Source organism: Mesorhizobium sp. M1328 (assembly GCF_040318075.1).
Lineage (GTDB): Bacteria > Pseudomonadota > Alphaproteobacteria > Rhizobiales > Rhizobiaceae > Mesorhizobium.
Genome location: NZ_JAMYLO010000001.1, coordinates 527,560 through 552,963, shown reverse-complemented (window position 1 = coordinate 552,963; position 25,404 = coordinate 527,560). Strand labels below are relative to the sequence as shown.

The window sequence follows — 25,404 nt, the reverse complement described above, 5'->3', positions numbered from 1 at the left end:
CCGGTCACAAGCCAGGGAGCTGTCGCAAGTCGGATACTTCGAGAATGACGCCCTGCGCGTCGGTTGCACTGGCATGTTCTACCAGATCGAAAGACCATCGTTGAGCGCTTTCTGCCACTTCGGCGCGGTAATCCCGGCCTTTGTGAAACAGGCCGCGTGCGCCCTTCGTCAGCCATGGGGCAGCCAGGTCGAGCAAGGCCGGCAGCGAAGCAAGCGCCCTGGCCGTGACGATTTGCGGTGCAGGAACAAGACGATAGCTGTCGTCTATGCGTCGCGCGATGACCTTGGCGGGCAGGCTGAACTGGCCGACGACCGCTTGCTGGAACGATGCTTTTTTGCGGTTGCTTTCAACCAGGTCGATGCCGGCGCCTTCCCGCTCGACCAGCAGAAAGGCCAGCACGAGGCCGGGAAACCCGCCGCCGGAGCCGAGATCGACCCAGCGCTTCGCCTCTGGTTTGATTCGCGCCAGCTGCGCGCTGTCGAGGATGTGGCGGCCCCAGACATCGTCCTGCGTCGATTGCGCGGCCAGATTGATCCGGCGATTCCATTTCTGGAAGACGGCCTCGAACTCGACCAGACGATCGAATGTTTCACGTGAAACCGGGCCCGCTGCCGCTTGCAGGTTTGCCCAGGACGCAGCGCTCACGCGACCTGCTTTCGCGCGGCCGCCTCGGCATTGCGCACATGCGCGACAATAATCGCCAGCGCCGCCGGCGTCATGCCTTCCATGCGTTGCGCGTCGGCAATGGAGCGAGGCTGGCGTGCCAGCATCTTCTGCTTCAACTCGTTCGACAGGCCGGGAACAGAAGCAAAGTCGAGCGACTCGGGAATAAGCCGGCTCTCCTCATGCCTGATCTGCGCTACGTCGGCCTGCTGGCGGTCGAGATAGACAGAATATTTGGCTTCCGTTTCAAGACGTTCGGCCGTTTTGACGTCGATCGCCGCGAACGCTGGTTCGATGCGGGCCAGCCAGGCGATATCGACACCGGGATGGGCCAGCAACTCATATGCCGAGCGACGGACGCCGTCCCGATTGATCTCGAGCCCATGGCGCGCCGCCTCATTGGGGGTCATCGTGATGCCGAGGGCGAGCTGTCGCACTTTCTCAAGGTCTTGCATGACATTGCTGAACCGCTGCATTCGCTCGGGCGAGGCGATCCCCAGTCTCATCGCCAGCGGCGTCAGCCGCTCATCGGCATTGTCGGCCCGCAACGACAGCCGGAACTCGGCCCGCGAGGTGAACATGCGGTACGGTTCGGCGATGCCGCGGCTGGTCAAATCGTCGACCATCACGCCGATATAGGCTTCGGTGCGGCTCAGCACGATTTCATCGCTCGCCGACGCCTTGCGCGCTGCATTCAAGCCGGCAAGCAACCCTTGCGCGCCGGCCTCCTCATAGCCGGTTGTGCCGTTGATCTGGCCGGCGAGGAAAAGCCCGCCTATCCGCCTGGTTTCCAACGTTGGCTTGAGCTCGCGCGGGTCGACATGGTCATATTCGATGGCATAGCCCGGCTGCAGCATGGTTGCCCGCTCCAGCCCCGGAATGGTCTTCAGGATGTCCAGTTGCACATCTTCCGGCAGCGAGGTCGAGATGCCGTTCGGGTAGACCGTGTCGTCGTCCAGCCCTTCCGGCTCCAGAAAAATCTGGTGGCCCTCGCGGTCGCCGAACTTGACGATCTTGTCTTCGATCGACGGGCAATAACGCGGCCCGACGCCTTCGATTGACCCCGAATACATGGCCGAGCGGCCGAGATTGGCGCGAATCAGCTCATGCGTGGCATTGGTCGTTCGGGTAATGCCGCAATCGATCTGCGGGTTTTGAATGCGCTCGGTGAGCAGCGAGAACGGCACGGGGTCTTCGTCCGCCGCCTGGCTCTCCAGTGACGCCCAATCGATCGTCCTGCCGTCCAGCCGCGGCGGCGTGCCGGTCTTCAGCCGCCCGAGCTTGAAGCCGGCGCGGCTCATCGTCGCCGACAGACCGATGCTCGCCTGCTCGTTCATGCGGCCGGCGACGATCTTCTTTTCGCCGATATGGATCAGCCCGCGCAAAAAAGTGCCGGTCGTCAGCACCACAGCGCCGCAGGCGAGCCGGCTTCCGTCCGCCAACAGCACCGCCGCGATGCGCCCATCGTCGATTTCCCCGTCATAGATTTCGAAATCCAGCACCTCGCCTTCGACAACCTCGAGACCGGTCTGTTGGCGAATCGCCGCTTGCATGGCGAGCCGATAGAGCTTTCTGTCGGCTTGCGTGCGGGGACCACGCACCGCCGGCCCTTTGCGGCGGTTGAGCAGCCGGAACTGGATGCCGGCCGCATCGGCGACGCGCCCCATCAGCCCGTCCATGGCATCGATCTCGCGAACAAGATGGCCCTTGCCGAGGCCGCCAATCGCCGGATTGCAGGACATCACACCGATCGTGTCGAAGCGCAGCGTCACCAGCGCCGTTCTGGCGCCAGCCCGCGCGGCAGCACTGGCCGCCTCGCACCCAGCATGGCCGCCGCCCACCACAACCACATCATAGTGATTGGTCATTTCAGAATCCCGAATTCAAGTGGACCGACACATGTCCCCGGAGGCACGCGCTGTCAAGGACAGGGGACTGTTCGTTTCACGTGAAACAATCCCATCTGCGTGGGTTGGGAGTTGTTTCACGTGAATCACGGCCCCGGTTCCTTCGCCAGAGGATCTGATTTTGTCCGACACTTTAGATTAGAAGAATGTCCGCGTTGGTTGCCAGCTTTACTTCACCGAAGCGAAGCGGACCACAGTCCCTGCGATCTGCAGCGCGAGGAACCTAGCAGACGTTGGAGGGGACAGCGCCAGCGTTCCGTCTCCATCGCTGTGTGCTCCTTCCCCAATGTTTCACGTGAGTCATTTCCCAATACAGAACTGCGAAAAAATCACATCGAGCATATCCTCCACATCGACCGCCCCAACGATTCGTCCGAGCCGATCCGCCGCCAGGCGCAGTTCCTCGGCCCGCAGCTCCTGCCCGCGCTCGCCCCCCGTGACAGCCGCAACCAGGAACCGTTTCGTCTCATTGAGCAGCTCGACGTGCCGCAGCCGAGACGGCAGGATATCGCCGGCCTTGCCGATCTGCGCTGCGGCACGACGCCCGATCTCGTCCAGCAGTTCGGCCAAACCCGTGCCGTCCCGCGTCGAGATAGCGAAATCATAGTGCGCCGAGGGCGAGGGCGATTTGGTCCCAAACAGGTCAATTTTTGTTCCGACCCTCAGCGCCGGCATGTCGCCCGGCAGCACACCGATCGCGACTGGCTCCGCCAGATTCTCCAGCAGCAACAGCAGATCCGCACTGTGCGCCTTGGTCCTGGCCTTCTCGATGCCGATCGCCTCGATCATGCCTGGCGCTTCGCGCAGACCGGCGGTGTCGGTTACCCTGACCCGCATCCCTTCAAGGTCCAGTACCACCTCGAGCAGGTCGCGGGTCGTGCCCGGCTCGTCGGTCACGATCGCCGCTTCGCGCCGCGCCAAGGCGTTGAACAGGCTGGATTTGCCGGCATTCGGCGCGCCGAGGATCACGACTTCGAACCCGTCGCGAATGATTTCGGCTGCGCGGAAGCCGGCGACATGGCGCTCTATTTCCTCGATCATCGCCCGGACATCCGACCAGACCGTATCGGCGACCGAGCCCGGCACGTCATCCTCGTCGGCAAAGTCGATCTCGGCCTCGATCATCGCGCGGGCGTGGATCAGCCGTCGGCGCCAGCCCAGATAGAGGTCGCTCTGCACGCCTTCGGCGTTGTGCACGGCAAAGCGCCGCTGCGCCTCTGTCTCGGCGTTGATGAGATCGGCCAGCGCCTCGGTCTCGACCAGGTCGAGCTTGCCGTTGAGAAAGGCGCGGCGGGTGAATTCGCCAGGCTCGGCATGCCTGACGCCATCGAAGGAGGCGATGGTTTCCAGCATCCTCGCCACGACGGCGCGCCCGCCATGCACATGGAACTCTGCAACGTCCTCGCCGGTAAAACTGTCGGGACCGGCAAAGAAGACGACCAGGCCGCTGTCCAGCACCGATCCGTCGGGCGCCCGGAGCTTGCGATAGGTGGCAACGCGGTTCGGCACCGTCGATCCGGCAATCGTTTCGATAGCGAATCGACTCTGCGATCCTGAAATCCGGATCACTGCAATGCCGGCCGGCAGGCGCCCGCTCGACAGCGCCACGATGGAGTCTTTTGAAATCATTTGCCCGCTCTGCCGAAGCGCCCTAGTTATGCCTGTTCAATCCGCCATCGAGTAGCGCCGTTGACATTGCCTGCACAAAACCTGCTCGCCGAAGAGGCCAGCCCCTATCTGCAGCAGCACAGCGGCAATCCGGTGCACTGGCGGCCATGGTCGCCCGCCGCTTTGGCCGAAGCAAAGGCGCTGCAGCGTCCGATCCTGCTCTCTGTCGGCTACGCCGCCTGCCACTGGTGCCACGTCATGGCGCATGAGAGCTTCGAGAACGACGACGTCGCCGCCGTCATGAACCGTCTCTTCGTCAATATCAAGGTCGACCGCGAGGAGCGCCCCGACATCGACCAGATCTACATGGCGGCGCTGTCCTCGATGGGCGAGCAGGGCGGCTGGCCGCTGACCATGTTCCTGACCCCGGACGGCAAGCCGTTCTGGGGCGGCACTTACTTTCCGCGCGAGGCCCGCTACGGCCGGCCGGGCTTCGTCCAGGTGCTGGAGGCGGTAGACAAGGCTTGGCGGGAGAAGAAAGAAAGCCTTAACCAAAGTGCCGACGGTTTGACTACGCATGTCGAGACGCGGCTGGCGGGCAGCCATGGCAAGGCCGTGCTCGACCGCGGCATGCTGGCAAAGCTCGCCAACGGCATTGACGGCATGATCGACCGCGATTTGGGCGGCCTGCGCGGCGCGCCGAAATTCCCCAACGCGCCGTTCATGCAGAGCCTCTGGCTGTCCTGGCTGCGCGACGGCGCAGCTTCCCACCGCGACGCCGTTCTCCTCAGCCTCGAAAAGATGCTGGCCGGCGGCATCTACGACCATATTGGCGGCGGTCTCAGCCGCTACTCGACCGACGCCGAATGGCTGGTGCCGCATTTCGAAAAAATGCTCTACGACAATGCCCAGCTCATCCGCTTGTGCAATTGGGCCTATGCGTCAACCGGCAAGGAATTGTTCCGGCTGCGAATCGAAGAGACGATTGCCTGGCTGTTGCGCGAAATGCGGGTCGAGGGCGGCGCTTTTGCCGCCAGCCTCGATGCCGATAGCGAGGGCGAGGAGGGGTTGTTCTACACCTGGAGCAGGGATGAGCTCGAAGCCGCCCTCCGCGACGATTCAGCCTTGTTTTTCAAATACTTCACGCTTGCCGGTCCGCATGGCTGGGAGGGCAAGCCGATCATTTGCCAGACTGATGCTCAACAGGCGCAAAGCGTCGTCGATCGTGCCCTTCTGGTTCCGCTCAAGCAAAGGCTGCTGGCGGCAAGGGAACAGCGCGTTCGGCCCGGGCGTGACGGCAAGGCCCTGACCGACTGGAACGGCTTGATGATCGCAGTCCTTGCCGAGGCCGGGCGGTCGCTTGGCCGATCCGACTGGATCGAAGTGGCGGCAGCGGCCTTTGCCGCAATTGCGGGCGCCGGACGTGATAATCGCCTGCCGCATTCGATGCTCGGCGCAAAGAGGCTGTTCCCGGCTCTATCGAGCGACTATGCCGCCATGGCCAATGCCGCCTTCTCGCTGTTCGAGGCGACAGGCAGTCCGGATTACATCGCCCAAGGCAGGAAATTCATTGAGCAACTCGATCTCTGGCACCGCGACAGCGACAAGACCGGCTACTATCTGACCGCGTCCGACAGCGGGGATGTGCCGATCCGCATCCGCGGCGATGTCGACGAAGCCATTCCTTCCGCTACCGGCCAGATCATCGAAGCCCTGGTCCGATTGTCGTCGCTTTCGGGCGATCTCGAACTCTGGGAGAAAGCCTGGACAGTCGCAGAGCACGCGGGCGGGCGGGCGGAGCACCAGGGCTACGGCCAGGCGGGAATAGTCAATGCCTGTGCCCTGGCGCTGGAGCCGCTGAAACTGGTGATCGTGGATAGACCGGAGAATCCAAGGCTTGTTCCGGTTGCGAATCGAAATCCAGACCCCCGTCGGGTGGACATCGTCGTGCCTGTTGGCTCGGCGACAAATCTGCCGGCCTTGCCAGGTGGCGTCCTGCCGCCAACGGCCGAGCCCGGCGCCTGGCTGTGCACCGGGCAGGTTTGCCTGCCGGTGATAATGGAAGCTGAAGAGCTGGAAGGGTTATTGCGGCGAAGATAGAATTCGTCATCCTATGGCGAAGCAAGGAGCGAAGCGACGCAGCGCAGACCATAGGATCCATGCCGTGACTTTCGCGCGCTGCAACGGCGCAGATTCTGCCCCGCTGCTTTCTCCGGTAGACCTCACGGCATGGATCCTCGGGTCAAGCCCGAGGATGACGAAGGCAACGGCCAGCCCGCAACCTTACGTATTCATCGAATCGAAGAAATCCGCGTTGGTCTTGGTCTGCTTGAGCTTGTCGATGAGGAACTCGATGGCGTCGGTCGTTCCCATAGGCGCCAGGATGCGGCGCAGCACGAAGATCTTCTGCAGGTCCTGGCGCGGAACCAGCAGGTCTTCCTTACGGGTGCCGGACTTGAGGATGTCCATGGCCGGATAGATGCGCTTGTCCGCCACCTTGCGGTCGAGCACGATTTCCGAATTGCCGGTGCCTTTGAACTCTTCGAAGATGACCTCGTCCATGCGGCTGCCGGTATCGATTAGCGCCGTGGCGATGATGGTCAGTGAACCGCCTTCCTCGATATTGCGGGCAGCACCGAAGAAGCGCTTCGGCCGCTGCAGCGCGTTGGCGTCGACACCACCGGTCAGCACCTTGCCGGATGACGGCACGACGGTGTTGTAGGCGCGGCCTAGGCGGGTGATCGAATCCAGCAGGATGACGACGTCGCGGCCGTGCTCGACCAGGCGCTTGGCTTTTTCGATGACCATTTCGGCAACCTGGACGTGGCGCACCGCCGGCTCGTCGAAGGTCGAGGAGACAACCTCGCCCTTCACCGAGCGCTGCATGTCGGTGACTTCCTCCGGCCGCTCGTCGATCAGAAGCACGATCAGGTAGCATTCCGGATGGTTGGTGGTAATCGAATGGGCGATGTTCTGCAGCAGCACCGTCTTGCCGGTGCGCGGCTGCGCCACGATCAGCGCGCGCTGGCCCTTGCCGAGCGGCGCCACCAGGTCGATGACGCGCGCCGAAATGTCCTTGGAGGTCGGAACCTCCATTTCCATCTTCAGCCGCGAGGTCGGATAAAGCGGCGTCAGATTGTCGAAATGGATCTTGTGGCGGATTTTTTCCGGGTCGTCGAAATTGATCGTGTTGACCTTGAGCAGCGCGAAATAGCGCTCGCCCTCTTTCGGGCTGCGGATCGGGCCTTCGACCGTATCGCCGGTCTTCAGCGAGAACCGCCGGATCTGCGAGGGTGAAATATAGATGTCGTCGGGACCTGGCAAATAGTTGGCATTGGCAGAGCGCAGGAAACCAAAACCGTCCTGCAGCACTTCGACGACGCCGTCGCCGATGATCTCGATATCCTGGGTCGCCAGCCTCTTCAGGATCGCGAACATCAGCTCCTGCTTGCGCATGACGCTGGCGTTCTCGACCTCGAGCGATTCCGCATAAGCGATCAGCTCTGGTGGCTTCTTGTTCTTGAACTCTGTGAGTTTCATTTCTTGCATCATTAGACGGACTCTGAGTAAGCTTTGGGAAAAATATCGGCGGGATGCGACAAATGCCGGGCGCGGCCGAAGCGATAAATGGGCGGCGCATGACGGGAAGGAAGACCCGTCTTTTATCGTCGGTCGGTTGAAAGAGCAAGCCGCCTTTTGCGGGCAACCGAAGACGTCAGAACGGTTTCACGATAACCAGGACGACGATGACGATCATCAGCAATGTAGGGATCTCATTGACGATCCGCCAGTGCCTTGCCGGTTTTTCATTGCGGTCTTCGGAAAATTTCCGGACGGCGCCGGCGAGATAGCCATGCACGGCCGACAGGCCAACCACCGCAGCGATCTTGGCATGCAGCCAGCCGCCCTGAAAACCAAAGCCTTTCCAGGCAAGCCACAGGCCGAACGCCCAGGTGATCACCATTGCCGGATTGATGATGCCGCGCAGCACGCGGCGCTCCATCACCTTGAAAGTCTCCGACTGGACGGAGCCTTTTTCGGCATCGGCATGATAGACCAGCAAGCGCGGCAGATAGAGCATGCCCGCCACCCAGGAGATGACGGCAATCACATGGATCGCCTTCGCCCAGGGATAGAAATCATCGGGCCCGAAGAGAAACAGCAGCCCGGCCAGCACGAGAAAAATGGCGATCGCAATTGCCGCGCGGCGCATCGCGCCCTTGCCGGTGTTGGTGCCGTTCGCATTGTCTGCGCCCATCATCGTCACGACGCGCTCCGCACCAGCTTGACCATCTGCTCGACATGCGCGAGCGGCGTCTCCGGTGTGATGCCGTGGCCGAGGTTGAAGATCAGCGGCCCGTCGCCCAGCGCCTTCAGGATCGCCGCTACGCCGTCGCCAAGTGCCTTGCCGCCGGCTACGAGCCGCAGCGGATCGAGATTGCCCTGCACGGCGCCGTCACGCTGCAATTCCTTTGCCGTCGACAAGGGCACGGTCCAGTCGAGGCCCAGCCCCGCCACGCCGGTCTTCTGGCGATAGCTTCGATAGTGATCTCCGGCACCCTTGGGAAAGCCGATGATCGGAACGTCGGGATGGGCAGCCTTCACTTGCCGGACGATCTCGGCCACCGGCTGGACACAGAACAACTCGAACGACGCTTCGTCGAGCACGCCGGACCACGAATCAAAGATCTGCACCGCGTCGGCGCCGGCATCGATCTGGCGGATCAGATAGGCAGCCGAATGATCGGCGAGCACCTTCAGCAGCCTAAGGAAGGCCGCCGGCTCGCGATAGGCGAACAGCCTGGCCGGCGCCTGGTCGGGCGTGCCGTGGCCGGCAATCATATAGGTCGCCACCGTCCAGGGCGCACCGCAGAAGCCGATCAGCGTCGTTTCATCAGGCAGTCTGGCGCGCAATCGCCGCACCGTCTCGTAGACCGGCTCGAGATTCACGTGAAACGTTTCGCCTTCGAGAGCAGCAATTTCCGCAGCCGTGATCGGCGTCAGCAGCGGGCCGCGTCCTTCCTCGAAGCGCACGTCGCGGCCGAGCGCATGCGGCACCACAAGGATATCGGAAAACAGGATCGATGCGTCGAAGCCGAAGCGTTCGATCGGCTGCAACGTCACTTCGACGGCGAGATCCGGGTCGTAGCAAAGATCGAGGAACGATCCTGCCCGTCTCCTCGTCTCCCGGTATTCCGGCAGATAGCGGCCAGCCTGGCGCATCATCCAGAGCGGCGGCGGAAACGCCGCCTTGCCTCTCAACACGTCCAGCACGATCCGGTCTTGAGGCATTGAGCGCTCGCCTTTCCAGGCTTCCCTATAATTAAATATTCTATTTTTAGGAATCTTATGATTCTAAGAGTCTGTTGGTTGTGGTGGTTGTCTCCTGTCCCGCTTTGCCCTCGAAAAGACCAGCCAGCATATTGTCGCGCGCTTCTCCAACGGGATTGCAGGACTTTGTGGAAAGTCGGGAATTTACGACTGGAGTCAATGCGTTGCCGCCAGGCCAGGGAAATTGCCCCTGTGGATGACGCGAAGGTAAAAAGCTCCGTCCCCGGACTTGTCCCCAACCGCCCTGAGAAGCCGACAGCACATCGAATTGTGGACAAACCGGCATCTGATACAGTCGCTTCGCGGTGGCCGAGTTTTCCGCCCGGCTTATCCACATCGGCCCACAGCCTGGAATGTATCCTGTGAACAAACCGCAGAGCTTCTTTCACCTTCATCTGATTTCCGACGCCACCGGCGAAACGCTGCTGGCCGCCGGCCGCGCGGCTTCCGCGCAGTACAAGGACGCGCGCGCCATCGAACATATCTACCCGCTCATCCGCACCGAAAAGCAGGTGACGAAGGTGTTCGAGGACATCGAGGAGGAGCCGGGCATCATCCTCTACACGGTGGTCGACCAGAAGCTTGCCCGTGGCATCGACGAACGCTGCGCGGCGATGGGCCTACCTTGCGTCTCGGTGCTCGAGCCGGTGCTGACGGTGTTCCAGTCCTATCTCGGCACGCCGGCCGGCCGCCGCGTCGGAGCCCAGCATGTGCTGGACGCTGAATATTTTCGCCGCATCGACGCGCTCAATTTCACCATGGAGCATGATGACGGCCAGCTGCCGGCCAATATGGACGATGCCGACATCGTGCTTGTCGGCATCTCCCGCACCTCAAAGACGCCGACCAGCATCTATCTCGCCAATCGCGGCATCAAGACCGCCAACATTCCGATCGTGCTCGGCGTGCCGGTGCCCGAAAGCCTGGTCGATGCCAGGAGGCCGCTGATCGTCGGCCTGGTCGCCACCGCCGAACGCATATCGCAAGTCCGGCAGAACCGCATTCTCGGCACCAGCGCCTATGAGCCGACCGATTATGTCGACCGCGCTGCGATCGCCGAAGAGCTCGCCTATGCCCGCCAGATATGCACGCGGCATGGCTGGCCGATGATCGACGTCAGCCGCCGTTCGATTGAGGAGACGGCGGCGGCGATCGTTGCCCTGCGCGGCAAGACGCGGTAGGGCATGTCGATATTCAGGTGATGCCGGCCTGCGAACGGCGGTTTCCTGCGCTTCCGGTACTCACGGACCCAAATGTCCGCTCCGTTCCGGTTCTCGGAACCCACCATTCTCGACTCGGCCTGACCTGAATCTCGACACACCCTAGCGAGCGCCAGGAAACGGGCGAAAAAAATGGCCGAAAAAATCATCCTTGCCTCGGGCAGTCCGTTCCGCAAGGCGCTGCTCGTCAATGCCGGCGTTACGGTCGAAGCGGTTCCGGCTTCTGTCGACGAACGCGCGCTCGAGGCGCCGCTGCAAAATAGTGGCGTGTCGCCGGAGGATGTCGCCCTGGTGCTTGCCGAAGCCAAGGCCACCGAAGTCAGCGAGCGCAAGCCCGGCGCCCTGGTGCTCGGCTGCGACCAGACGCTGTCGCTCGGCGACGAACTGTTCCACAAGCCGGCCACTATGGAAGACGCGCGCCGTCATCTGCTGGCACTGTCGGGCAAGACGCATCAGCTCAACAGCGCCGTCGTGCTGGCCCGTGACGGCCAGGTTCTGTGGCGGCATGTTGGCATCGCCAACCTGACCATGCGCAAGCTCGATCCGGCCTTCATCGGCCGCCATCTGGCGCGCGTCGGCGCCAAGGCGTCGTCCAGCGTCGGCGCCTACCAGATCGAAGGCGAGGGCATCCAGCTGTTCGAAAAAATCGAAGGCGACTATTTTACCATTGTCGGCCTGCCGCTTTTGCCGGTGCTGGCCAAGCTGCGTGAGTTCGGGGCGATCGATGGCTGAGGCCCCGAAAAAAGCCTTCGTCACCGGCCACCCGATCGCACATTCCAGGTCCCCGAAGATCCACGGCTACTGGCTGGCGAACTACGGCATCGACGGCCTCTATCAGGCCATCGACGTTGCACCGGAAGCGTTTGCGGAATTCCTGCGAACGCTGCAGGCACAAGACTATCGTGGCGGCAACGTCACCATCCCGCACAAGGAAGCCGCCTTCGCTCTGGCCAAGCGGCGGGACGCCGACGCCGAACAGATCGGTGCGGTCAACACACTGTGGTTCGAGGATCGCGAATTGTGGGGCGGCAATACCGATGCCCATGGCTTTGCCGCCAATCTGGACGAGTATGCACCGGGCTGGGCGGCCAACGGCCCCGCCGTGGTGCTCGGTGCCGGCGGCGCCGCTCGCGCGGTCATCCATGCGCTGAAGCAGCGCGGCGTCAGCGACATCCGCATCGTCAACCGGACGCTTGCGAGGGCGCAGGAGCTGCGCGACCGCTTCGGTGCCGGCGTCTCCGCCCACAACATCGCGGCAACCGGCGAATTGCTCGAGGATGCCGGCCTGCTGGTCAACACCTCAGCGCTCGGCATGCATGGCAATGAAGGCCTGTCCGCCGATCCGGGCAGACTGCCGGACCGCGCCATCGTCACCGACATCGTCTACGTGCCGCTGGAGACGCCGCTGCTTGCCGCAGCCAAGGCGCGCGGCCTGAGAACCGTCGATGGGCTCGGCATGCTGCTACACCAGGCGGTGCCCGGCTTCGAGCGCTGGTTCGGCATCAGGCCGCAGGTCTCCGCCGAGCTGCGGCAAATGATCATTGCCGATATCGGCGCGATAAAATGATTGTACTCGGCCTCACCGGATCGATCGGCATGGGCAAGTCGACCACAGCCAAGATGTTTGCCGAGGCCGGCGTGCCGGTCCATGATTCCGACGAGGCGGTGCATCGGCTTTATGCCGGCAAGGCCGCGCCCTTGGTCGAGGCGGCCTTTCCCGGGACCACCAGATCCGGTGCGGTCGACCGCGCGGCACTGGCGGAGCGGGTGCTCGGCGACGCCGCCGCGCTGAAACGGCTCGAAGCGATCATCCATCCGCTGGTCCGTGCCGATGCCGATGCGTTCCTGGCTGAAAATCGTGCCGCCGGCGCACCGCTTGCCGTGCTCGATATACCGCTGCTGTTCGAGACCGGCGGCCGGAACCGTGTCGACAAGGTCGTGGTCGTCACCGCGCCGCCTGAAGTCCAGCGCGCCCGCGTGCTGGCACGCCCGGGCATGAGCGAGGAAAAGTTTGCGTCGATCCTGGCCAGGCAGGTTCCCGACGCCGAAAAGCGCCGGCGCGCCGACTTCGTCATCGACACCGGCCAGGGCTTTGACGCCGCTCGCGCTGCCGTCAAGGCCATCATCGCCGAACTAGTCGGGGATAAGGCAGCCAGGCCTGGTTAAGAGGCTTGCAGCCCACATTACTCGTTGCCATTTTGTTCCGGGTGTGATTCGGCTAGAATGACACCGGAACCAATGGACTGATTCGATGCGTGAGATCATCTTCGATACGGAAACCACCGGGCTCGACACGCGCGAGGACCGCGTCATCGAGCTTGGCGGCGTCGAGTTGGTCAACCGCTTCCCGACCGGCCGAACCTTCCACAAATACATCAACCCGCAAGGCCGCCAGATCCATCACGAGGCGCAGGCCGTGCACGGCATCAGCGCCGCCGATCTTCAGGGCAAGCCGACTTTCATGGAGATCGCCGAGGAGTTTCTGGCCTTCATCGACGGCGCCAAGCTGGTCGCGCACAATGCCGGCTTCGACATCGGCTTCCTCAATCTCGAATTCGGCCGGCTTGGTCATCCGGCCATCGATCCTGGACGGATCGTCGACACGCTGGCGCTGGCGCGCCGCAAGCATCCGATGGGCCCCAATTCGCTCGACGCGCTTTGCCGCCGCTACGGCATCGACAACGGCCGCCGCACCAAGCACGGCGCGCTGCTCGATTCGGAATTGCTAGCCGAGGTCTATATCGAGCTTATCGGCGGCAAGCAGGCAAGCCTTATCCTCGACAGCATCCTGACTCCGGCGGGCGGGAGGCAGAATGTCGACGACATCGACATTTCGATCGGTGTGCGGCCGATCGCGTTGCCCCCGCGCCTGACCGATGCCGAGCGCACAGCACACGCAAGCATGGTTGGTACATTGGGCGAAAAGGCGCTCTGGCTGCGCGTCGCCCCGGAAGCGAGTTCCGCGGCATAGTGATTTTGAGCGGAGTGATCCGTCGCACCCCCCTCTGTCCTGCCGGACATCTCCCCCTCAAGGGGGGAGATTGGGCAGTCCCAGCGCTTGGCTCATTCCTGCGACGATGAAGGATTGGCGAAGGCTGACGTGAAGTCCGATCTCCCCACTTGAGGGGGAGATGGCTGGCAGGCCAGAGGGGGGTACTGTCCCGCCAGCGGGTATACAAAAAACCCGGCGCAAGGCCGGGTTTTTCAAACGCTAGCGAGACAGCCGCGTTCAGCTCACCTTGACCTTGGCGGCGGCAGCCTGGTCCTCGGCCAGCTTCTGCTGGAACATCTGCGCGAAATCGATCGGGTCTAGCATCAGCGGCGGGAAGCCGCCATTGCGTGTTGCCTCGGCAATGATCTGCCGGGCGAACGGGAACAGCAGCCGTGGGCATTCGATGAACAGGATCGGCAGCATGTGCTCCTGCGGGAAGCCGCTGATGGCAAAGACGCCGCCATAGACCAGCTCGACGTTGAACAGCACTTCCTGGTCGAACGACGCTTTTGCGTTCAGCGTCAAATTGACGTCGAACTGCTTGTCCGAAAGCGGGTTGGCGTTGACGTTGACATTAATGGCGATGCCGGGGGCCTTGTCGCGGCCGCGCAACGAGTTCGGTGCGCCGGGGCTTTCGAAGGAAAGGTCCTTCACATATTGCGCAAGCACGTTGAGCGAAGGCTGCGCCGCATTTCCATTACCGTTGGCTGCGCCGGTCGGCGCGTCGTCGTTGCTGGCCATAAGCTGTGGTCCTTTTGCCTGGGCAGCGTTGCTGACCGGATTGAAATTCGGGGTTCGCTATCATGGCCGGCCCGACAAGACAAGGTTTGCAAAAGACGCTGGTTGCCTTGCGGCTACTCGTCCTTGAGGCGGCGCCAGGGAGAATCCGGTCCGCGCGTATGGTCGTCGGCGCGCGAATAGTCGCCGTCGTCGAGATCGATGGTCTTGCCGCGTTGCCTTGCCCGCAAACCACTGCTGAAATCGGTTGCCAGCACGATGCGGCCTTTCAGCATCCGCCAGGCAAGATCGCGCACTGGCGGCAGGAACAGCAGAATGCCGAAAATATCCGAGATGAAGCCGGGGATGATCAAAAGGATCGCGGCCAGCACGATCATGGCGCCATGCGCAAGCTGGCCGCTCGGGTCACGCCCGGCATCCATTTCGGCACGCACCCTGGCCATGACGCCAAAACCCTGGTGCCGCAGCAGCAGGGCGCCGGCGACGCTTGAGGCCAGCACCAGCCCGACCGTCGCCAGCGCGCCGACCTGGCGGCCGACAATGACGAAACCGGCTATCTCCAGCAGCGGAAGCGCGAGAATGAACAGGGGAAGCAGCGAGATACGCAAATCTTGACCGATCGTTTCGATGTTTTGCCGGCCGGCGAGCAATCGCCGCTGGCACCAGAGCTGTTAGATAGGTATGGCTGCCTTTGATTTGAATGATTGCGCCATGCGTTCTATATGCTTTGGATACTGAACGCTATGTGATCGCGGCCCTTGCTTGGCCGCGGTCCGGCCAAAGCAGGGATTGATTGGCGCAAGATATGGGCTTCTTCGACTTCGGCACGATTTTCTTTCTGATTGCGGCGGTGGTGATCTTCTTTCAGCTGCGCAACGTGCTTGGCCGACGCACGGGCAACGAGCGCCCGCCCTTCGATCCATATACGGCAGCGCGCAAGAACGACAAGGATGCCGCCCAGAAACCCGAGAACGTGGTTTCGCTGCCGCGCAAGCGGCTGGCGGGAGAGCCGGCGGCCGACACCTATGTGGCGATTGATGCCTTTGCCAAGCCCGACACCGATCTCAACCGGGGTCTGCGGGCGATCAAGGACAATGATCCGACCTTCGACCCGAAGACCTTCGTCGACGGCGCCAAGATGGCTTATGAGATGATCGTCATGGCCTACGCCGATGGCGACCGCAAAACCTTGAAGAACCTTTTGTCGCGCGAGGTCTATGACGGCTTCGTCGCGGCCATCGGCGACCGTGAGGCGAAAGCCGAGAAGATCCAGTCCTCCTTCGTCGGCATCGACAAGGCCGACATCGTTTCGGCCGAAATGAAGGGCAGCGAGGCGCACATCACGCTGCGCATCGTCAGCGAACTGATCTCGGCGACCCGCGACAAGGCCGGCGCCGTCATCGACGGCGATCCGGAGACCGTCGCCGAGGTCAAGGACGTCTGGACCTTCGCCCGCGACGCGCGCTCGCGCGATCCGAACTGGAAGCTCGTCGCCACCGAAGAAGAAGACTGAACTGGACGGCGGCGGGGGCTGTCGTGTCGCTCTCTAGAGCCTTCAGCGAAAAATCCTTTGGCGAATTGCCGGGCTGGGGCGAGGACGACCATCTCCCTGCCTTTGACGCCTTTCGCCGCTCGGCCTTTCATATCCTGACCAAACCCTACCGCTCCGGCGCACTCGGCGTCGATTACAATGGCTTTGCCGATGCCTATACCGAAGCGCGTACCGTTTCGCCGGCGAATCGGTTGGAGGCCCGAAGCTTTTTCGAGCGCCATTTCGTTCCGGCTCGTATCGATGCCGAAGATGGTGGTCCCGGCCTGGTCACCGGCTTTTATGAACCGGAGGTCGAAGCCTCGCCCGTGCGCACGCAACGATTTTCGGTGCCGTTGCTGTCGCGCCCGGCCGACCTTGTCGACATCGACGACGGCAATCGTCCTTTCGGCTTGGATCCTTATGTCGCCTTCGCTCGTGCGGCGCCGAACGGCCCGGTCGAATATTTCGACCGCGGCGAGATCGAACGCGGCGTGCTTGCCGGAAAAGGGCTGGAAATCGCCTGGCTCGCCGACAAGGTCGATGCCTTCTTCATCCACGTGCAGGGCGCGGCACGGCTCAACATGACCGACGGCAGGCTTCGCCGCATCACCTACGCCGCCAAATCCGGCCAGCGCTTTACCGGACCGGGCACGATCCTGAGCGACGAAGGCGAGATCCCGCTGGAGAAAGTGACGATGCAGTCGATCCGTGCCTGGTTCAAGGCGCATCCGGAGCGCGTCGACGAGATCCTTTGGCGCAACCGCTCCTATATCTTCTTCCGCGAGATGGGCGTCGACGACCCAGAGCTCGGCCCGATCGCTGCCGCCAAGGTACCGCTGACACCCGGCCGCTCGATCGCCGTCGACCGGCTGCTGCACACTTTCGGCACGCCCTTCCATATCGATGCGCCGTCGCTGACCGCCTTCGACGGAAAACCGTTCCGGCGGCTGATGATCGCGCAGGACACCGGCTCGGCGATCACCGGGCCGGCCCGCGGTGATCTGTTTGCCGGGTCGGGCGATGCGGCCGGCGAGATCGCCGGCGTTATCCGCAACGCCGCCGATTTTTATGCGCTGATCCCCCGGTCGCTGGTTTCAGGAGCAGGCCGATGACCCGGCGCATCGACAGGCTGAGCGAGGACGACCGGGTGCTGTGGAACCTGGTGGCGCGCACGGCAAAGCCGCTGAAGGGCAAAATCGCCGTCGACATTCCTGACATTGGGCCGGAGATCGACCAAACCAGGCAGCCGCCGCCGGCACAGGTCGCGGGCAATCCTGCCACGGCCGCAAAGCCGAAGGCGCAGCATGTTTCCCACGCACTCGACGAACCGACGCTGGACAAGCTGTCGAAGGGCCGGCTGCCGATCGAGGGCCGTGTCGACCTGCATGGCCTGACCCAGGACGAAGCCTATTCGCTGCTGTTTTCCTTCCTGCGCCGGGCGCATGCCGGCGGCATCCGCTATGTCCTGGTGATCACCGGCAAGGGTTCCTCGTCGGGCGGCGATGGCGTCTTGCGGCGCGCCGTGCCGTCATGGCTGTCGACACCCGCCTTCCGGCCCCTCGTCTCCAGCCACGACCATGCCGCCCGCAACCATGGCGGCTCGGGCGCGCTCTATGTCCGCTTGCGGCGTGCGCGCTCATGAGGATGTGCCCATGAGGATGTGCTTGTGACTCCGTTCGGCGAAAGGCTCAGGGTGCTGCGAAACGAGCGCGGCGTCAGCCAGAAGGACATGGCCAAGGCGATCGGCGTCAGCGCAGCCTATCTCTCGGCGCTGGAGCACGGCCGCCGCGGTGCGCCGAGCTGGACGCTGATCCAGAAGATCATCGGCTATTTCAACATCATTTGGGACGACGCCGAGGAACTGGCGCGATTGGCCGAAACCTCGCATCCGCGTGTCAAGCTCGACACGTCGGGCCTTAGTCCGGCGGCGACCGAACTTGCGAATCTCCTGGCCGACAACATCGAAAAGCTCGACGAAGTGGAGCTTCGCCGCATCATTGCGTCGATCCGCGCCGCGCTGAACCGGCCGAAATGAGTTGCTTTGTTACTGGACCGAGCCGACCAGAACCTGCTGGCCGCCGCGGATCGAGACCCAGCGGCCGGTATTGTCGATCGCCTGCCGCTTGAGGAAACGATAGCCGGTCTGGTCCCAGGAACGGACCTGGTCGGTCAGATTGTCGAGGATGTAGTCGCCCTTGTCGGTGCGCACCGTCAGCACAGCGTGGCCTTCGCCATCCGGCTTGCGGACGACGGTCATCAGCAGATCGGCAAACGAGACGCCCAGCCGGTTCAGCTCACGGCGCTTTTCCAGGACATAGTCCTCGCAATCGCCGACGCCCTTGTCGGGATAGGCCCAGACCTCGTCCTTGCCGTAGATGTCGAAGTCGCTCTCCGGCTTGACGGCGGCGTTGACCTTTGTCGTGACGCTGAGCAGCTTGCGCCACAGCGAGCCGGTCAGGCTGGCGGGCGACAGATCCTTCGGGCGGATCGAGCATTCGGACGCGTAGCTCTTGCAGAAATCATAATGGCCGATCGGCTGCGAGGTCGGGCCACCTGTTATCATCGGGCTGGCTGCCGAGGCCGAACTGGCCCAACCTGCCGCCACAGTAAGTCCAGCCAGCGCGCACAGGCGCAGCGTTCTCGCCATTGGTGAGGAAATCATTGTCCCCGCTTGTCCCTTGTTATTAACGAAACGTTAAGGGGTATTTACAGTCCGTGTCAATTATGAGGATGGATTGATTTTTGCGGCATGGTTACCCGCGTGGCGCCAACGCGACTATTGTGCAACAGGTTGACCGGCCGCACGGCCGCCAACCGATGATCTTGGCATTGACCGACCTGATGCGGATTGGCGGGCATCATCACTGGTCGCCTATTTCTTGCCGGTCCTCACCAGCTTGGGCTTCACCGCAACCCGGTTCTGACGGCCGTAGCTGGTAATGAAATCGACGATGCGCGGCACGATTTCGGAGCGGAAGCGCGAGCCGTTGAACACACCATAATGGCCGACCGCCGGCTGCATGTAATGGGCGTGCCTGTCGGCCGGGATGTTGATGCAAAGGTCGTGCGCGGCCTTGGTCTGGCCGAGGCCGGAGATGTCGTCGTTCTCGCCCTCGACCGTGAACAGGGCGACATTGCTGATCGCCAAAGGGTCGACCGCCACGCCGCGGTGCGTCATCGTGCCCTTGGGCAAGGCCTGGCGGACAAACACGGTGTCGACGGTCTGCAGGTAGAATTCCGCCGTCAGATCCATCACCGCCAGATATTCGTCGTAGAACTCGCGGTGCTTCTCGGCATTGTCGCCGTCATGCTTCACCAGATGCATGAAGAAGTCCTTGTGGGCGATGATGTGGCGGTCGAGGTTCATGCTCATGAACCCCGAAAGCTGCAGGAAGCCGGGATAGACCTCGCGGCCGAAGCCCGGCACCGGCCAGGGCGCGCGCATGATGACGTTGTCGCGGAACCAGTCGATGCCCTTTTCCTGGGCCAGTAGATTGACCGCCGTCGGGCTGCGGCGGGTGTCGATCGGGCCGCCCATCAGCGTCATCGTCGAGGGCACGAACGGATCACCCTTGGCTTCCATCAGTGCCACCGCCGCCAGCACCGGCACCGAAGGCTGGCACACCGCCATCACATGGGTGTCGGGGCCTAGCGCATGCAGCATGTCGACGATGTAGTCGATATAGTCGTCGAGATCGAAGCTGCCGTCGGCCAGCGGCACCATGCGCGCGTCGACCCAGTCGGTGATATGCACGTCGGCATAGGGCAGCATCGCCTCCACCGTGCCGCGCAGCAGCGTCGCGTAGTGGCCCGACATCGGCGCGACGATCAACAGCTTCGGATCGGGCCGGCGCCCGGCCGGAACTGCGCGCTCGAAGTGAACCAGGTTGCAGAATGGCCGCGACCAGACGGTGCGTTCGCTGACCTCGACGTTTTTCCAGTCGACCACGGTCTTGGTCAGGCCGAATTGCGGCTTGCCGTAGCGGCGCGTCGTGCGCTCGAACAGTTCGGCCGTTGCCGCAACCGAGCGGCCCCAGGACGTGTGTGAGACCGGATTGAGCGGATTGGAGTAGAACAGGCGCACCGCATCGGCATAGAGGCGCGCCGGCTGCAAGGCGGCGTGGTTCAGTTCGTAGAGCTGGTAGAACATCGAGAACCCCGCTGCCGACTGCGATCGAAGGGCCGACGAGCAGCGCCGAGCCTTGAATGCCTTGCGGGAAGTTAGCAACAATCTGCTGCGATGCAATACGTCAACTTGCGTGATTTATGCTCGTTCTTTCGTCCAAGGCGTTGAGAATCCGCCTAGAACGGCAACAGCCGGCTCAATGTGCATCTGCGAAGGCTATTGGGACGATCGTTGGACGAGGTGTCCGGCCGCGGCGACGGGCCGAGCAGTTAGACCCGTGCCATGCAGACAGCGGTATGGCCCGAGCTGATGAAGCCAAGCTGGCTGGCGGCGCCCTTCGACAGATCGAGCATGCGGCCCCTGATAAACGGGCCGCGGTCATTGATGCGCACGACGACGCTGCGGCCATTGTTGCGGTTGGTCACCTTCAGCTTGGTGCCGAACGGCAGGCTGCGGTGCGCGGCGGTCAGCGCCGACGGGTTCATGCGCTCGCCGGAAGCGGTTCTGGAATGCAGTGAATACCAGGAGGCACGGCCACACTGCGCGGCGGCGCTGGCAGTCGATGCGCCGACCATCAGGCCAGCCGCGATCGTGGCCGCGACAAGCGCGGTCTGGTTGCTTTTGTTCATGTGTTGGGGACTGGCTCCGTTGACAGACCCGCAGCGGTTAGGGACGAATGAGGCAGCAAATGCGGCAATGATCTGTCGGTTCCATGGCAATGTTACACGTTTGGAGTCGGCGCGAAACAATTTGTCAGAGACTTTCCGCAGCGCAGCGCAGCTTCCTTGATGATATTTGCGCCGATCTCCGCATGTCTTGCGCAAGATCAGAGGTTAGCATCTAAGTAGAAGTTGGTGTATTCGAGCGGCTTCTTTTCGCTGTTCCATTCCGGCCGGAGCCGGGCTGATGATCGACTTGGAACGGAGTTTTAGAAATGAGATTGATCAAAAATCTGCTGGCCTTGATTGTGCTCGCCATCGGCATGCTGTGGACGTTGCAAGGCATCGGCTTCATCGGGGGCAGCTTCATGACCGGCCAGTCGCAATGGCTCTATGTCGGCATCGTGACGGTGCTGGTCGGCCTGGTCGGCTTGGCTTGGGCGAACCGTTCACGCGTTTGAGCAGGCGTTCATCGTCAAGTTCCCTCCAGAGCAGCGCACAGCGGACCGTGGCGGTCGGTCACCGCGACCAGTATTGCCAGCCCCAGTAGAAACTTTCGTCGCGCGGCGGCAGGCGGTTGCGCTCCGCGTCCAGCTGCACCGGCGTCGGCGTTTTGCGTTCGTCCCCAGGCAGCAGTTTGTCTCCGGCCTTGATCAGGCGGAGCCAATGGCCGAAATGCGCAAACAATACAGCGATGGAATGGGGCATTGTCGGTCACTCCCGCCCTGCCCACGGGACGAGCACCCGCTCGATCCTGCGGATGATGAATTCAAGCACGAAGGCAATGGCCGCGATCACCAGTATGCCCATCACCACCACGTCGGTGACGAGGAACTGGGCAGCGGACTGGATCATGAATCCGAGCCCGCGCGTCGCTGCCACCAGCTCGGCGGCAACCAGCGTCGACCAGCCGGCGCCAAGCGCGATGCGCAGACCGGTCAGGATCGAGGGCAGCGCGCTGGGCAGGATAACGTGCCTGATCACTTGGCGCTGCGTGGCGCCAAGCGAGCGCGCTGCATTGATGCGTTCCTGCGAGACGCCGCGAACACCCGATGCCGTCGACAGCGCGACCGGCGCCAGCATGGCGATGGCAATCACCAGGATCTTGGACGGCTCGCCAATGCCGAACCAGATAATGATCAGTGGCAGATAGGCGAGCGGCGGGATCGGCCGCAGGAATTCGAGCAGCGGATCGAAGATGCCCCGCCCGATCGTGCTGACGCCGATCGCCAGCCCGATGGGAACGCCGAGGACAAGGGCGACGATCAACGCCGCAAACACGCGCCACAGGCTGGCGGCAATATGCTGGAGCAGCGTCGCGTCGACAAAGCCGTCACGGGCGACGACGACAAATTTGTTCCAGACTGCCACAGGCGACGGCAGGAAAACCGGCGACACCAGTTGCAGGCGGGCCGATACCGTCCACACTGCCAGCACCATCAGAATGGTGATCGCGCTAACCACGCGGGCCGAAACGCGGCTGCGTCTCGGCCGCGGCCGCGACCATGGCACCGACAGCGCGTCGGCTCCATCGTCGACCTTGGAGCGCTGCGGCCGCTCGGTATAGGAGGTAACGGTCATGCTGCCTCCCCTTCGAAGATCGCATCGGTCAGCTCGCCGCGCGCCGCGGCGAAGGCGGGATCGGCCTTGATGCTGCGAATGGCCTCGCCGGCTGCATAGCGCCGGCTGAAGCCGGCCTCGAAACTCCGCACCACCCGCCCCGGCCCCGGAGCGAGCACAATGATACGGGTTGCCAGCACCAGCGCTTCCTCGATGCTGTGCGTGACCATCAGCACGCCGACCTGGCTTGCCGTCCACAGATCGAGCAGCGTTGTCTGCATGCGTTCGCGTGTCAGCGCATCGAGTGCGCCCAGCGGTTCGTCGAGCAGCAGGAATTGCGGCTCGGCCGCCAGCGCCCGGGCCAGGCCGACGCGCTGGCGCATGCCGCCGGAAAGCTCCCAGATGCGCTTGTCGCCGGCGCCGTCGAGCTTCACCAGCGCCAGAAGGTCGTCGGCGCGCCGCGCCCGTTCACTTGGCCCGACACCGCGCAGCCTGAGAGCAAAGGCGACATTTTCCCGCGCGGTCAGCCACGGAAACAGCGCGTCGTTCTGGAACACGACGGCGCGGTCCGAGCCTGGCGCCGAGATCGGCCTGCCGCCAATCGTGGCGCGTCCGCGCACAGGCTCGACCAGGCCCGCAGCGACATTGAGCAACGAGGTCTTGCCGCAGCCGGAGCGGCCGACCAGGACAACGAAGTCATCCTTGGCGATGTCAATCGACACGCGTTCTACGGCCGGCGCCGGCTGGCCGTCATAATGAATCGAGACTTGGTCGAGCACGAGATGCGTCATGTGGGGTCGCCGATATTCTGAATCTGCCTGCCCCGAAGTCGTTCCTCGTCAGCGGCTCCGGGGCAGGCAACGCGCGCGTCAGGGAAGGGAGGAAGCGCGCATTGAGCAGCCGCTAATTCGAGGCCAGCGCCTCGCCGACATATTTCGACGACACGTATTTCGAATAATCCGGCAACACGGCGTCAATCTTGCCCTGCTCCTTGAGGAAGGCCGATGTCGCCTCGACCGCCTTGACCGTGCCGCCACCGAGGAACTTGTCCGAGGCCTGCTCCTCGAGCGTTGGGAAGACATAGCCCCTCAGCAGTTGCGGCACGTCTTCGAGCTTGGCCCCGGTGATCCTGGCGATCTTGGCCGCTTGTGACGAGGACACCGACCATTGGTCCGGCTTGGCCAGGAAGTCGGCATAGGCAGCGCCCGTCACTTTGACGAAGTCGCGCACCGCTTCCGGGTTCCTTTCAGCGAAGTCGGTTCGCACGATCCAGGCGTCGAAGGTCGGCGCGCCCCAGGCGGCGACTTGGGAGGAATCCAGCACGACCTTGCCCGTCGTCTTGATCTGGCCGAGTGCCGGATCCCAGACATAGGCGGCGTCGATGTCGCCGCGCGCCCATGCCGCCGCGATCTCCGGTGGACGCAGATTGAGAATATCGACCGACTTCGGGTCGACACCCTCATGCTTCAGCGCCGCAAGCAGGCTGTAATGCGTCGTCGAGACGAAGGGCACCGCCACCTTCTTGCCGGCAAGGTCGGCGACCTTCTCGATGCCGGCGCCGCTGCGGGCGACAAGGGCCTCGGATTCGCCGATCAGCCCGACAATGAAGATTGTCTGGATGGGAAGCTCGCGGCTCGCCGCCGCCGCCAGCGGGCTCGAGCCGACATAACCGATGTCGACCGAACCGGAAGCGATGGCGGCGATCACGTCGGCGCCGGAATCGAATTTCCGCCAGTCGATTGCTGCCTTGGTCGCGCTCTCATAGGCGCCGTCGGCCTGCGGCACCTTCGAGGGTTCGACGACCGTCTGGTAGCCGATAGTGATCTTGAGGTCCTGCGCATCGGCTGGGCCGAGAAAGGCGGCACCAGCCAAGGCCGCCGAGGACAAGAGAACGATACGTCGCGAAATGGTGGACATGAAAGGCTCCTTGGAAACGAGAAAAACCCGGATTGCGTTTCATAGTCACCTAACTCTATCGTTCTTGTAGAGTTAAATCCTTCCAATCGATTCGGTCTTGTTAGAAAAAGTCATCTGGCTATGGCGGTTGCCCATTCGCACGCTTCTGCGATGGCCTGGGTAAGAACCATCGTCAGTGCCCCGGAACCTCTTTCACGTTCCCACGCTCAACAACAATTTCCCGTTTTCGCCCCTGCACCGGCAACCCCATGCTGTGGATAGGCAAGAAATTGGAAACAAGTTCCCTGTGTTCGCCGTTAAGTCTAGTATCCTTATCGACATGAAGGATTGGAGAGGACGATGAACGACGCCACCCTCCTTGTTGCCGCGCGCGGCATGCTTTGGCCTTCAAATTCAGGGGCAGAAGCTGCTGTCGGCATTCTCGCCGGTCGGGACATTTCTGTCCCCGGCCAGTTTGGCGGTGTGCCATTGGCGGCGGCTTCTGTGCCCCCGAGGGCACAAGCCCCGGCCAAAATGGCCATTGCGGCTTGAAAACGAAGCAAAATCAACGTTTCTCGGCTTGTATATCATGTCACTAGAATTTATCTGTAGTGACAGCTTGGACGCGGCGGGGAGGCACGCCAGGCGTTTCGCAACCGGTGGCCATGCGCCATCGCATGACAGAGAAACGTTCGGGTTATGCTCACGAAAAAAGGTAAATACGGCCTCAAGGCGCTCGTCCATCTGGCGCGCCTGCCGGTTGGACAGCTCGCCTTCGTCAACGACATCGCCACAGGAAACAATATTCCGAAGAAGTTCCTCGATGCCATTCTTGGCGAATTGCGCAATGCCGGTTTCGTCCAGAGCCGCAAGGGCAAGGAGGGCGGCTACCGGCTGGCACGCCCGGCGGACGAGATCAAGGTCGGCCACGTCGTGCGCGTGCTCGACGGGCCGCTTGCCCCCATTCCCTGCGCCAGCCGCACCCAGTATCAGCGCTGCGAAGATTGCAACGAGGCGACATGCCAAGTCCGACATCTGATGCTGGAGGTCCGGCAGGCCATCGCCGAGGTGCTGGACCAGCGCAGCCTCGCCGAAATGCGCGACATCGCCGGCGACGAGGACCTTTCGGCGGCGTTGAAAGTGCAGGCCTGAACCACGCTCCCTTGAGCCGG

At 62.8% G+C, this 25,404-nt stretch carries 28 protein-coding genes; 13 read left to right on the top strand and 15 right to left on the bottom strand.

Going from position 1 to position 25,404, the window contains the following annotated elements; all coding sequences use genetic code 11:
* Nucleotides 1-4 precede the first annotated feature (4 nt).
* The 3 genes from rsmG to mnmE all read right to left on the bottom strand — a co-directional run bounded on the left by rsmG (nt 5) and on the right by mnmE (nt 4,200).
* Nucleotides 5-646 carry a 16S rRNA (guanine(527)-N(7))-methyltransferase RsmG gene (gene rsmG, locus NKH23_RS02745; protein ID WP_352913098.1) on the bottom strand — a complete coding sequence of 214 codons (642 nt, stop codon included), beginning with the start codon at nt 644-646 and terminating at the stop codon, nt 5-7.
* Nucleotides 643-2,532 (bottom strand): tRNA uridine-5-carboxymethylaminomethyl(34) synthesis enzyme MnmG, encoded by a 1,890-nt coding sequence (mnmG, locus tag NKH23_RS02740; protein ID WP_353034201.1) that lies wholly within the window; start codon nt 2,530-2,532, stop codon nt 643-645. The genes rsmG and mnmG overlap by 4 nt, the downstream gene beginning before the upstream one ends.
* Nucleotides 2,533-2,871: 339 nt before the next feature.
* Nucleotides 2,872-4,200: a tRNA uridine-5-carboxymethylaminomethyl(34) synthesis GTPase MnmE gene (gene mnmE / locus NKH23_RS02735; protein WP_353034199.1), complete on the bottom strand. Its 1,329-nt coding sequence runs from the start codon at nt 4,198-4,200 to the stop codon at nt 2,872-2,874.
* A gap of 60 nt (nt 4,201-4,260) precedes the next feature.
* On the opposite strand from mnmE, the gene NKH23_RS02730 reads away from it, so the two are divergent.
* Nucleotides 4,261-6,279 carry a thioredoxin domain-containing protein gene (locus tag NKH23_RS02730; RefSeq protein WP_352913103.1) on the top strand — a complete coding sequence of 673 codons (2,019 nt, stop codon included), beginning with the start codon at nt 4,261-4,263 and terminating at the stop codon, nt 6,277-6,279.
* Nucleotides 6,280-6,462: 183 nt separating this feature from the next.
* Here NKH23_RS02730 and rho read toward each other — a convergent pair whose 3' ends face one another.
* From rho to hemE, 3 genes are all read right to left on the bottom strand, one after another.
* Nucleotides 6,463-7,728 (bottom strand): transcription termination factor Rho, encoded by a 1,266-nt coding sequence (gene rho / locus NKH23_RS02725; protein ID WP_023675925.1) that lies wholly within the window; start codon nt 7,726-7,728, stop codon nt 6,463-6,465.
* Between the two features lie 166 nt (nt 7,729-7,894).
* Nucleotides 7,895-8,440 carry a protoporphyrinogen oxidase HemJ gene (gene hemJ, locus NKH23_RS02720; RefSeq protein WP_502908313.1) on the bottom strand — a complete coding sequence of 182 codons (546 nt, stop codon included), beginning with the start codon at nt 8,438-8,440 and terminating at the stop codon, nt 7,895-7,897.
* Between the two features lie 2 nt (nt 8,441-8,442).
* Nucleotides 8,443-9,471, bottom strand: a complete 1,029-nt coding sequence (hemE, locus tag NKH23_RS02715) for a uroporphyrinogen decarboxylase (RefSeq protein ID WP_352913105.1) — start codon at nt 9,469-9,471, stop codon at nt 8,443-8,445.
* A 401-nt stretch (nt 9,472-9,872) separates the two neighbouring features.
* Here hemE and NKH23_RS02710 point away from each other — a divergent pair, with 401 nt between their 5' ends.
* The 5 genes from NKH23_RS02710 to dnaQ all read left to right on the top strand — a co-directional run bounded on the left by NKH23_RS02710 (nt 9,873) and on the right by dnaQ (nt 13,701).
* Entirely contained in the window at nt 9,873-10,691 is an 819-nt protein-coding gene (locus tag NKH23_RS02710; RefSeq protein ID WP_292659665.1) for a pyruvate, water dikinase regulatory protein, read from the top strand.
* 171 nt (nt 10,692-10,862) lie between these two features.
* Nucleotides 10,863-11,462, top strand: coding sequence for a Maf-like protein (locus tag NKH23_RS02705; protein ID WP_352715887.1), 600 nt, complete (start codon nt 10,863-10,865; stop codon nt 11,460-11,462).
* Nucleotides 11,455-12,297, top strand: a complete 843-nt coding sequence (locus tag NKH23_RS02700; protein ID WP_352977026.1) for a shikimate dehydrogenase — start codon at nt 11,455-11,457, stop codon at nt 12,295-12,297. The genes NKH23_RS02705 and NKH23_RS02700 overlap by 8 nt, the downstream gene beginning before the upstream one ends.
* Entirely contained in the window at nt 12,294-12,896 is a 603-nt protein-coding gene (gene coaE, locus NKH23_RS02695) for a dephospho-CoA kinase (RefSeq protein ID WP_352715893.1), read from the top strand. The genes NKH23_RS02700 and coaE overlap by 4 nt, the downstream gene beginning before the upstream one ends.
* An 85-nt stretch (nt 12,897-12,981) precedes the next feature.
* Complete coding sequence (dnaQ, locus tag NKH23_RS02690) at nt 12,982-13,701, top strand: DNA polymerase III subunit epsilon (RefSeq protein WP_352977025.1); 720 nt, start codon at nt 12,982-12,984, stop codon at nt 13,699-13,701.
* Between the two features lie 258 nt (nt 13,702-13,959).
* Here the strand turns inward: dnaQ and secB are convergent, their stop codons facing one another.
* Both secB and NKH23_RS02680 read right to left on the bottom strand, forming a co-directional pair.
* Nucleotides 13,960-14,463, bottom strand: coding sequence for a protein-export chaperone SecB (gene secB, locus NKH23_RS02685; protein ID WP_292659655.1), 504 nt, complete (start codon nt 14,461-14,463; stop codon nt 13,960-13,962).
* A gap of 113 nt (nt 14,464-14,576) precedes the next feature.
* Nucleotides 14,577-15,068 (bottom strand): FxsA family protein, encoded by a 492-nt coding sequence (locus NKH23_RS02680; RefSeq protein WP_352913112.1) that lies wholly within the window; start codon nt 15,066-15,068, stop codon nt 14,577-14,579.
* A gap of 197 nt (nt 15,069-15,265) precedes the next feature.
* Between NKH23_RS02680 and NKH23_RS02675 the strand changes: the two genes are divergently transcribed.
* Genes NKH23_RS02675 through NKH23_RS02660 form a run of 4 tightly spaced genes read left to right on the top strand, consistent with a single transcriptional unit; the run spans nt 15,266 to nt 18,026 of the window.
* On the top strand, nt 15,266-15,973 hold the full coding sequence (locus NKH23_RS02675; protein WP_292659652.1) for a Tim44/TimA family putative adaptor protein: 708 nt from the start codon (nt 15,266-15,268) through the stop codon (nt 15,971-15,973).
* A 23-nt stretch (nt 15,974-15,996) separates the two neighbouring features.
* The gene (gene mltA / locus NKH23_RS02670; RefSeq protein ID WP_352913114.1) at nt 15,997-17,103 is read left to right on the top strand and encodes a murein transglycosylase A; all 1,107 of its coding nucleotides are present in this window, start codon (nt 15,997-15,999) and stop codon (nt 17,101-17,103) included.
* Nucleotides 17,100-17,633, top strand: a complete 534-nt coding sequence (locus NKH23_RS02665) for a Smr/MutS family protein (RefSeq protein ID WP_352466565.1) — start codon at nt 17,100-17,102, stop codon at nt 17,631-17,633. Before mltA ends, NKH23_RS02665 begins: the two co-directional genes overlap by 4 nt.
* A 24-nt stretch (nt 17,634-17,657) precedes the next feature.
* Entirely contained in the window at nt 17,658-18,026 is a 369-nt protein-coding gene (locus tag NKH23_RS02660) for a helix-turn-helix domain-containing protein (protein WP_292659646.1), read from the top strand.
* Between the two features lie 9 nt (nt 18,027-18,035).
* Here NKH23_RS02660 and NKH23_RS02655 read toward each other — a convergent pair whose 3' ends face one another.
* From NKH23_RS02655 to NKH23_RS02645, 3 genes are all read right to left on the bottom strand, one after another.
* Complete coding sequence (locus NKH23_RS02655; RefSeq protein WP_292659644.1) at nt 18,036-18,653, bottom strand: transglutaminase-like cysteine peptidase; 618 nt, start codon at nt 18,651-18,653, stop codon at nt 18,036-18,038.
* Nucleotides 18,654-18,863: 210 nt separating this feature from the next.
* On the bottom strand, nt 18,864-20,141 hold the full coding sequence (locus tag NKH23_RS02650) for a polyhydroxyalkanoate depolymerase (RefSeq protein WP_352913116.1): 1,278 nt from the start codon (nt 20,139-20,141) through the stop codon (nt 18,864-18,866).
* Nucleotides 20,142-20,386: 245 nt separating this feature from the next.
* Nucleotides 20,387-20,746, bottom strand: a complete 360-nt coding sequence (locus NKH23_RS02645) for a septal ring lytic transglycosylase RlpA family protein (protein WP_352529976.1) — start codon at nt 20,744-20,746, stop codon at nt 20,387-20,389.
* Nucleotides 20,747-21,051: 305 nt separating this feature from the next.
* Here NKH23_RS02645 and NKH23_RS02640 point away from each other — a divergent pair, with 305 nt between their 5' ends.
* Entirely contained in the window at nt 21,052-21,237 is a 186-nt protein-coding gene (locus NKH23_RS02640) for a hypothetical protein (protein ID WP_352715913.1), read from the top strand.
* 58 nt (nt 21,238-21,295) lie between these two features.
* Here the strand turns inward: NKH23_RS02640 and NKH23_RS02635 are convergent, their stop codons facing one another.
* The 4 genes from NKH23_RS02635 to tauA form a co-directional block, all read right to left on the bottom strand.
* The gene (locus NKH23_RS02635) at nt 21,296-21,484 is read right to left on the bottom strand and encodes a hypothetical protein (RefSeq protein WP_352715916.1); all 189 of its coding nucleotides are present in this window, start codon (nt 21,482-21,484) and stop codon (nt 21,296-21,298) included.
* Between the two features lie 6 nt (nt 21,485-21,490).
* Complete coding sequence (locus tag NKH23_RS02630; protein ID WP_352913119.1) at nt 21,491-22,357, bottom strand: ABC transporter permease subunit; 867 nt, start codon at nt 22,355-22,357, stop codon at nt 21,491-21,493.
* On the bottom strand, nt 22,354-23,127 hold the full coding sequence (locus NKH23_RS02625) for a taurine ABC transporter ATP-binding protein (RefSeq protein ID WP_352977023.1): 774 nt from the start codon (nt 23,125-23,127) through the stop codon (nt 22,354-22,356). Before NKH23_RS02625 ends, NKH23_RS02630 begins: the two co-directional genes overlap by 4 nt.
* Nucleotides 23,128-23,239: 112 nt before the next feature.
* Nucleotides 23,240-24,253, bottom strand: coding sequence for a taurine ABC transporter substrate-binding protein (gene tauA / locus NKH23_RS02620; RefSeq protein WP_352913122.1), 1,014 nt, complete (start codon nt 24,251-24,253; stop codon nt 23,240-23,242).
* 339 nt (nt 24,254-24,592) lie between these two features.
* On the opposite strand from tauA, the gene NKH23_RS02615 reads away from it, so the two are divergent.
* Both NKH23_RS02615 and NKH23_RS02610 read left to right on the top strand, forming a co-directional pair.
* Complete coding sequence (locus NKH23_RS02615) at nt 24,593-24,784, top strand: hypothetical protein (RefSeq protein ID WP_352913124.1); 192 nt, start codon at nt 24,593-24,595, stop codon at nt 24,782-24,784.
* 147 nt (nt 24,785-24,931) lie between these two features.
* A complete protein-coding gene (locus NKH23_RS02610) occupies nt 24,932-25,384 on the top strand; it encodes an RrF2 family transcriptional regulator (RefSeq protein WP_352665233.1) in 453 nt (150 codons plus the stop codon).
* Nucleotides 25,385-25,404: the final 20 nt, after the last annotated feature.

What these genes read in the sequence shown, in the direction of transcription:
- NKH23_RS02640 (WP_352715913.1), top strand. Translation starts at nt 21,052, where the DNA reads ATGAGATTGATCAAAAATCTGCTGGCCTTGATTGTGCTCGCCATCGGC.
- coaE (WP_352715893.1), top strand. Translation starts at nt 12,294, where the DNA reads ATGATTGTACTCGGCCTCACCGGATCGATCGGCATGGGCAAGTCGACC.
- NKH23_RS02665 (WP_352466565.1), top strand. Translation starts at nt 17,100, where the DNA reads ATGACCCGGCGCATCGACAGGCTGAGCGAGGACGACCGGGTGCTGTGG.
- NKH23_RS02635 (WP_352715916.1), bottom strand. Translation starts at nt 21,484, where the DNA reads ATGCCCCATTCCATCGCTGTATTGTTTGCGCATTTCGGCCATTGGCTC.
- hemE (WP_352913105.1), bottom strand. Translation starts at nt 9,471, where the DNA reads ATGCCTCAAGACCGGATCGTGCTGGACGTGTTGAGAGGCAAGGCGGCG.
- hemJ (WP_502908313.1), bottom strand. Translation starts at nt 8,440, where the DNA reads ATGATGGGCGCAGACAATGCGAACGGCACCAACACCGGCAAGGGCGCG.
- NKH23_RS02610 (WP_352665233.1), top strand. Translation starts at nt 24,932, where the DNA reads ATGCTCACGAAAAAAGGTAAATACGGCCTCAAGGCGCTCGTCCATCTG.
- NKH23_RS02645 (WP_352529976.1), bottom strand. Translation starts at nt 20,746, where the DNA reads ATGAACAAAAGCAACCAGACCGCGCTTGTCGCGGCCACGATCGCGGCT.
- rho (WP_023675925.1), bottom strand. Translation starts at nt 7,728, where the DNA reads ATGCAAGAAATGAAACTCACAGAGTTCAAGAACAAGAAGCCACCAGAG.
- NKH23_RS02625 (WP_352977023.1), bottom strand. Translation starts at nt 23,127, where the DNA reads ATGACGCATCTCGTGCTCGACCAAGTCTCGATTCATTATGACGGCCAG.
- NKH23_RS02650 (WP_352913116.1), bottom strand. Translation starts at nt 20,141, where the DNA reads ATGTTCTACCAGCTCTACGAACTGAACCACGCCGCCTTGCAGCCGGCG.
- mnmG (WP_353034201.1), bottom strand. Translation starts at nt 2,532, where the DNA reads ATGACCAATCACTATGATGTGGTTGTGGTGGGCGGCGGCCATGCTGGG.
- NKH23_RS02675 (WP_292659652.1), top strand. Translation starts at nt 15,266, where the DNA reads ATGGGCTTCTTCGACTTCGGCACGATTTTCTTTCTGATTGCGGCGGTG.
- dnaQ (WP_352977025.1), top strand. Translation starts at nt 12,982, where the DNA reads ATGCGTGAGATCATCTTCGATACGGAAACCACCGGGCTCGACACGCGC.
- NKH23_RS02705 (WP_352715887.1), top strand. Translation starts at nt 10,863, where the DNA reads ATGGCCGAAAAAATCATCCTTGCCTCGGGCAGTCCGTTCCGCAAGGCG.
- NKH23_RS02630 (WP_352913119.1), bottom strand. Translation starts at nt 22,357, where the DNA reads ATGACCGTTACCTCCTATACCGAGCGGCCGCAGCGCTCCAAGGTCGAC.
- NKH23_RS02700 (WP_352977026.1), top strand. Translation starts at nt 11,455, where the DNA reads ATGGCTGAGGCCCCGAAAAAAGCCTTCGTCACCGGCCACCCGATCGCA.
- secB (WP_292659655.1), bottom strand. Translation starts at nt 14,463, where the DNA reads ATGGCCAGCAACGACGACGCGCCGACCGGCGCAGCCAACGGTAATGGA.
- mnmE (WP_353034199.1), bottom strand. Translation starts at nt 4,200, where the DNA reads ATGATTTCAAAAGACTCCATCGTGGCGCTGTCGAGCGGGCGCCTGCCG.
- NKH23_RS02615 (WP_352913124.1), top strand. Translation starts at nt 24,593, where the DNA reads ATGAACGACGCCACCCTCCTTGTTGCCGCGCGCGGCATGCTTTGGCCT.
- NKH23_RS02655 (WP_292659644.1), bottom strand. Translation starts at nt 18,653, where the DNA reads ATGATTTCCTCACCAATGGCGAGAACGCTGCGCCTGTGCGCGCTGGCT.
- tauA (WP_352913122.1), bottom strand. Translation starts at nt 24,253, where the DNA reads ATGTCCACCATTTCGCGACGTATCGTTCTCTTGTCCTCGGCGGCCTTG.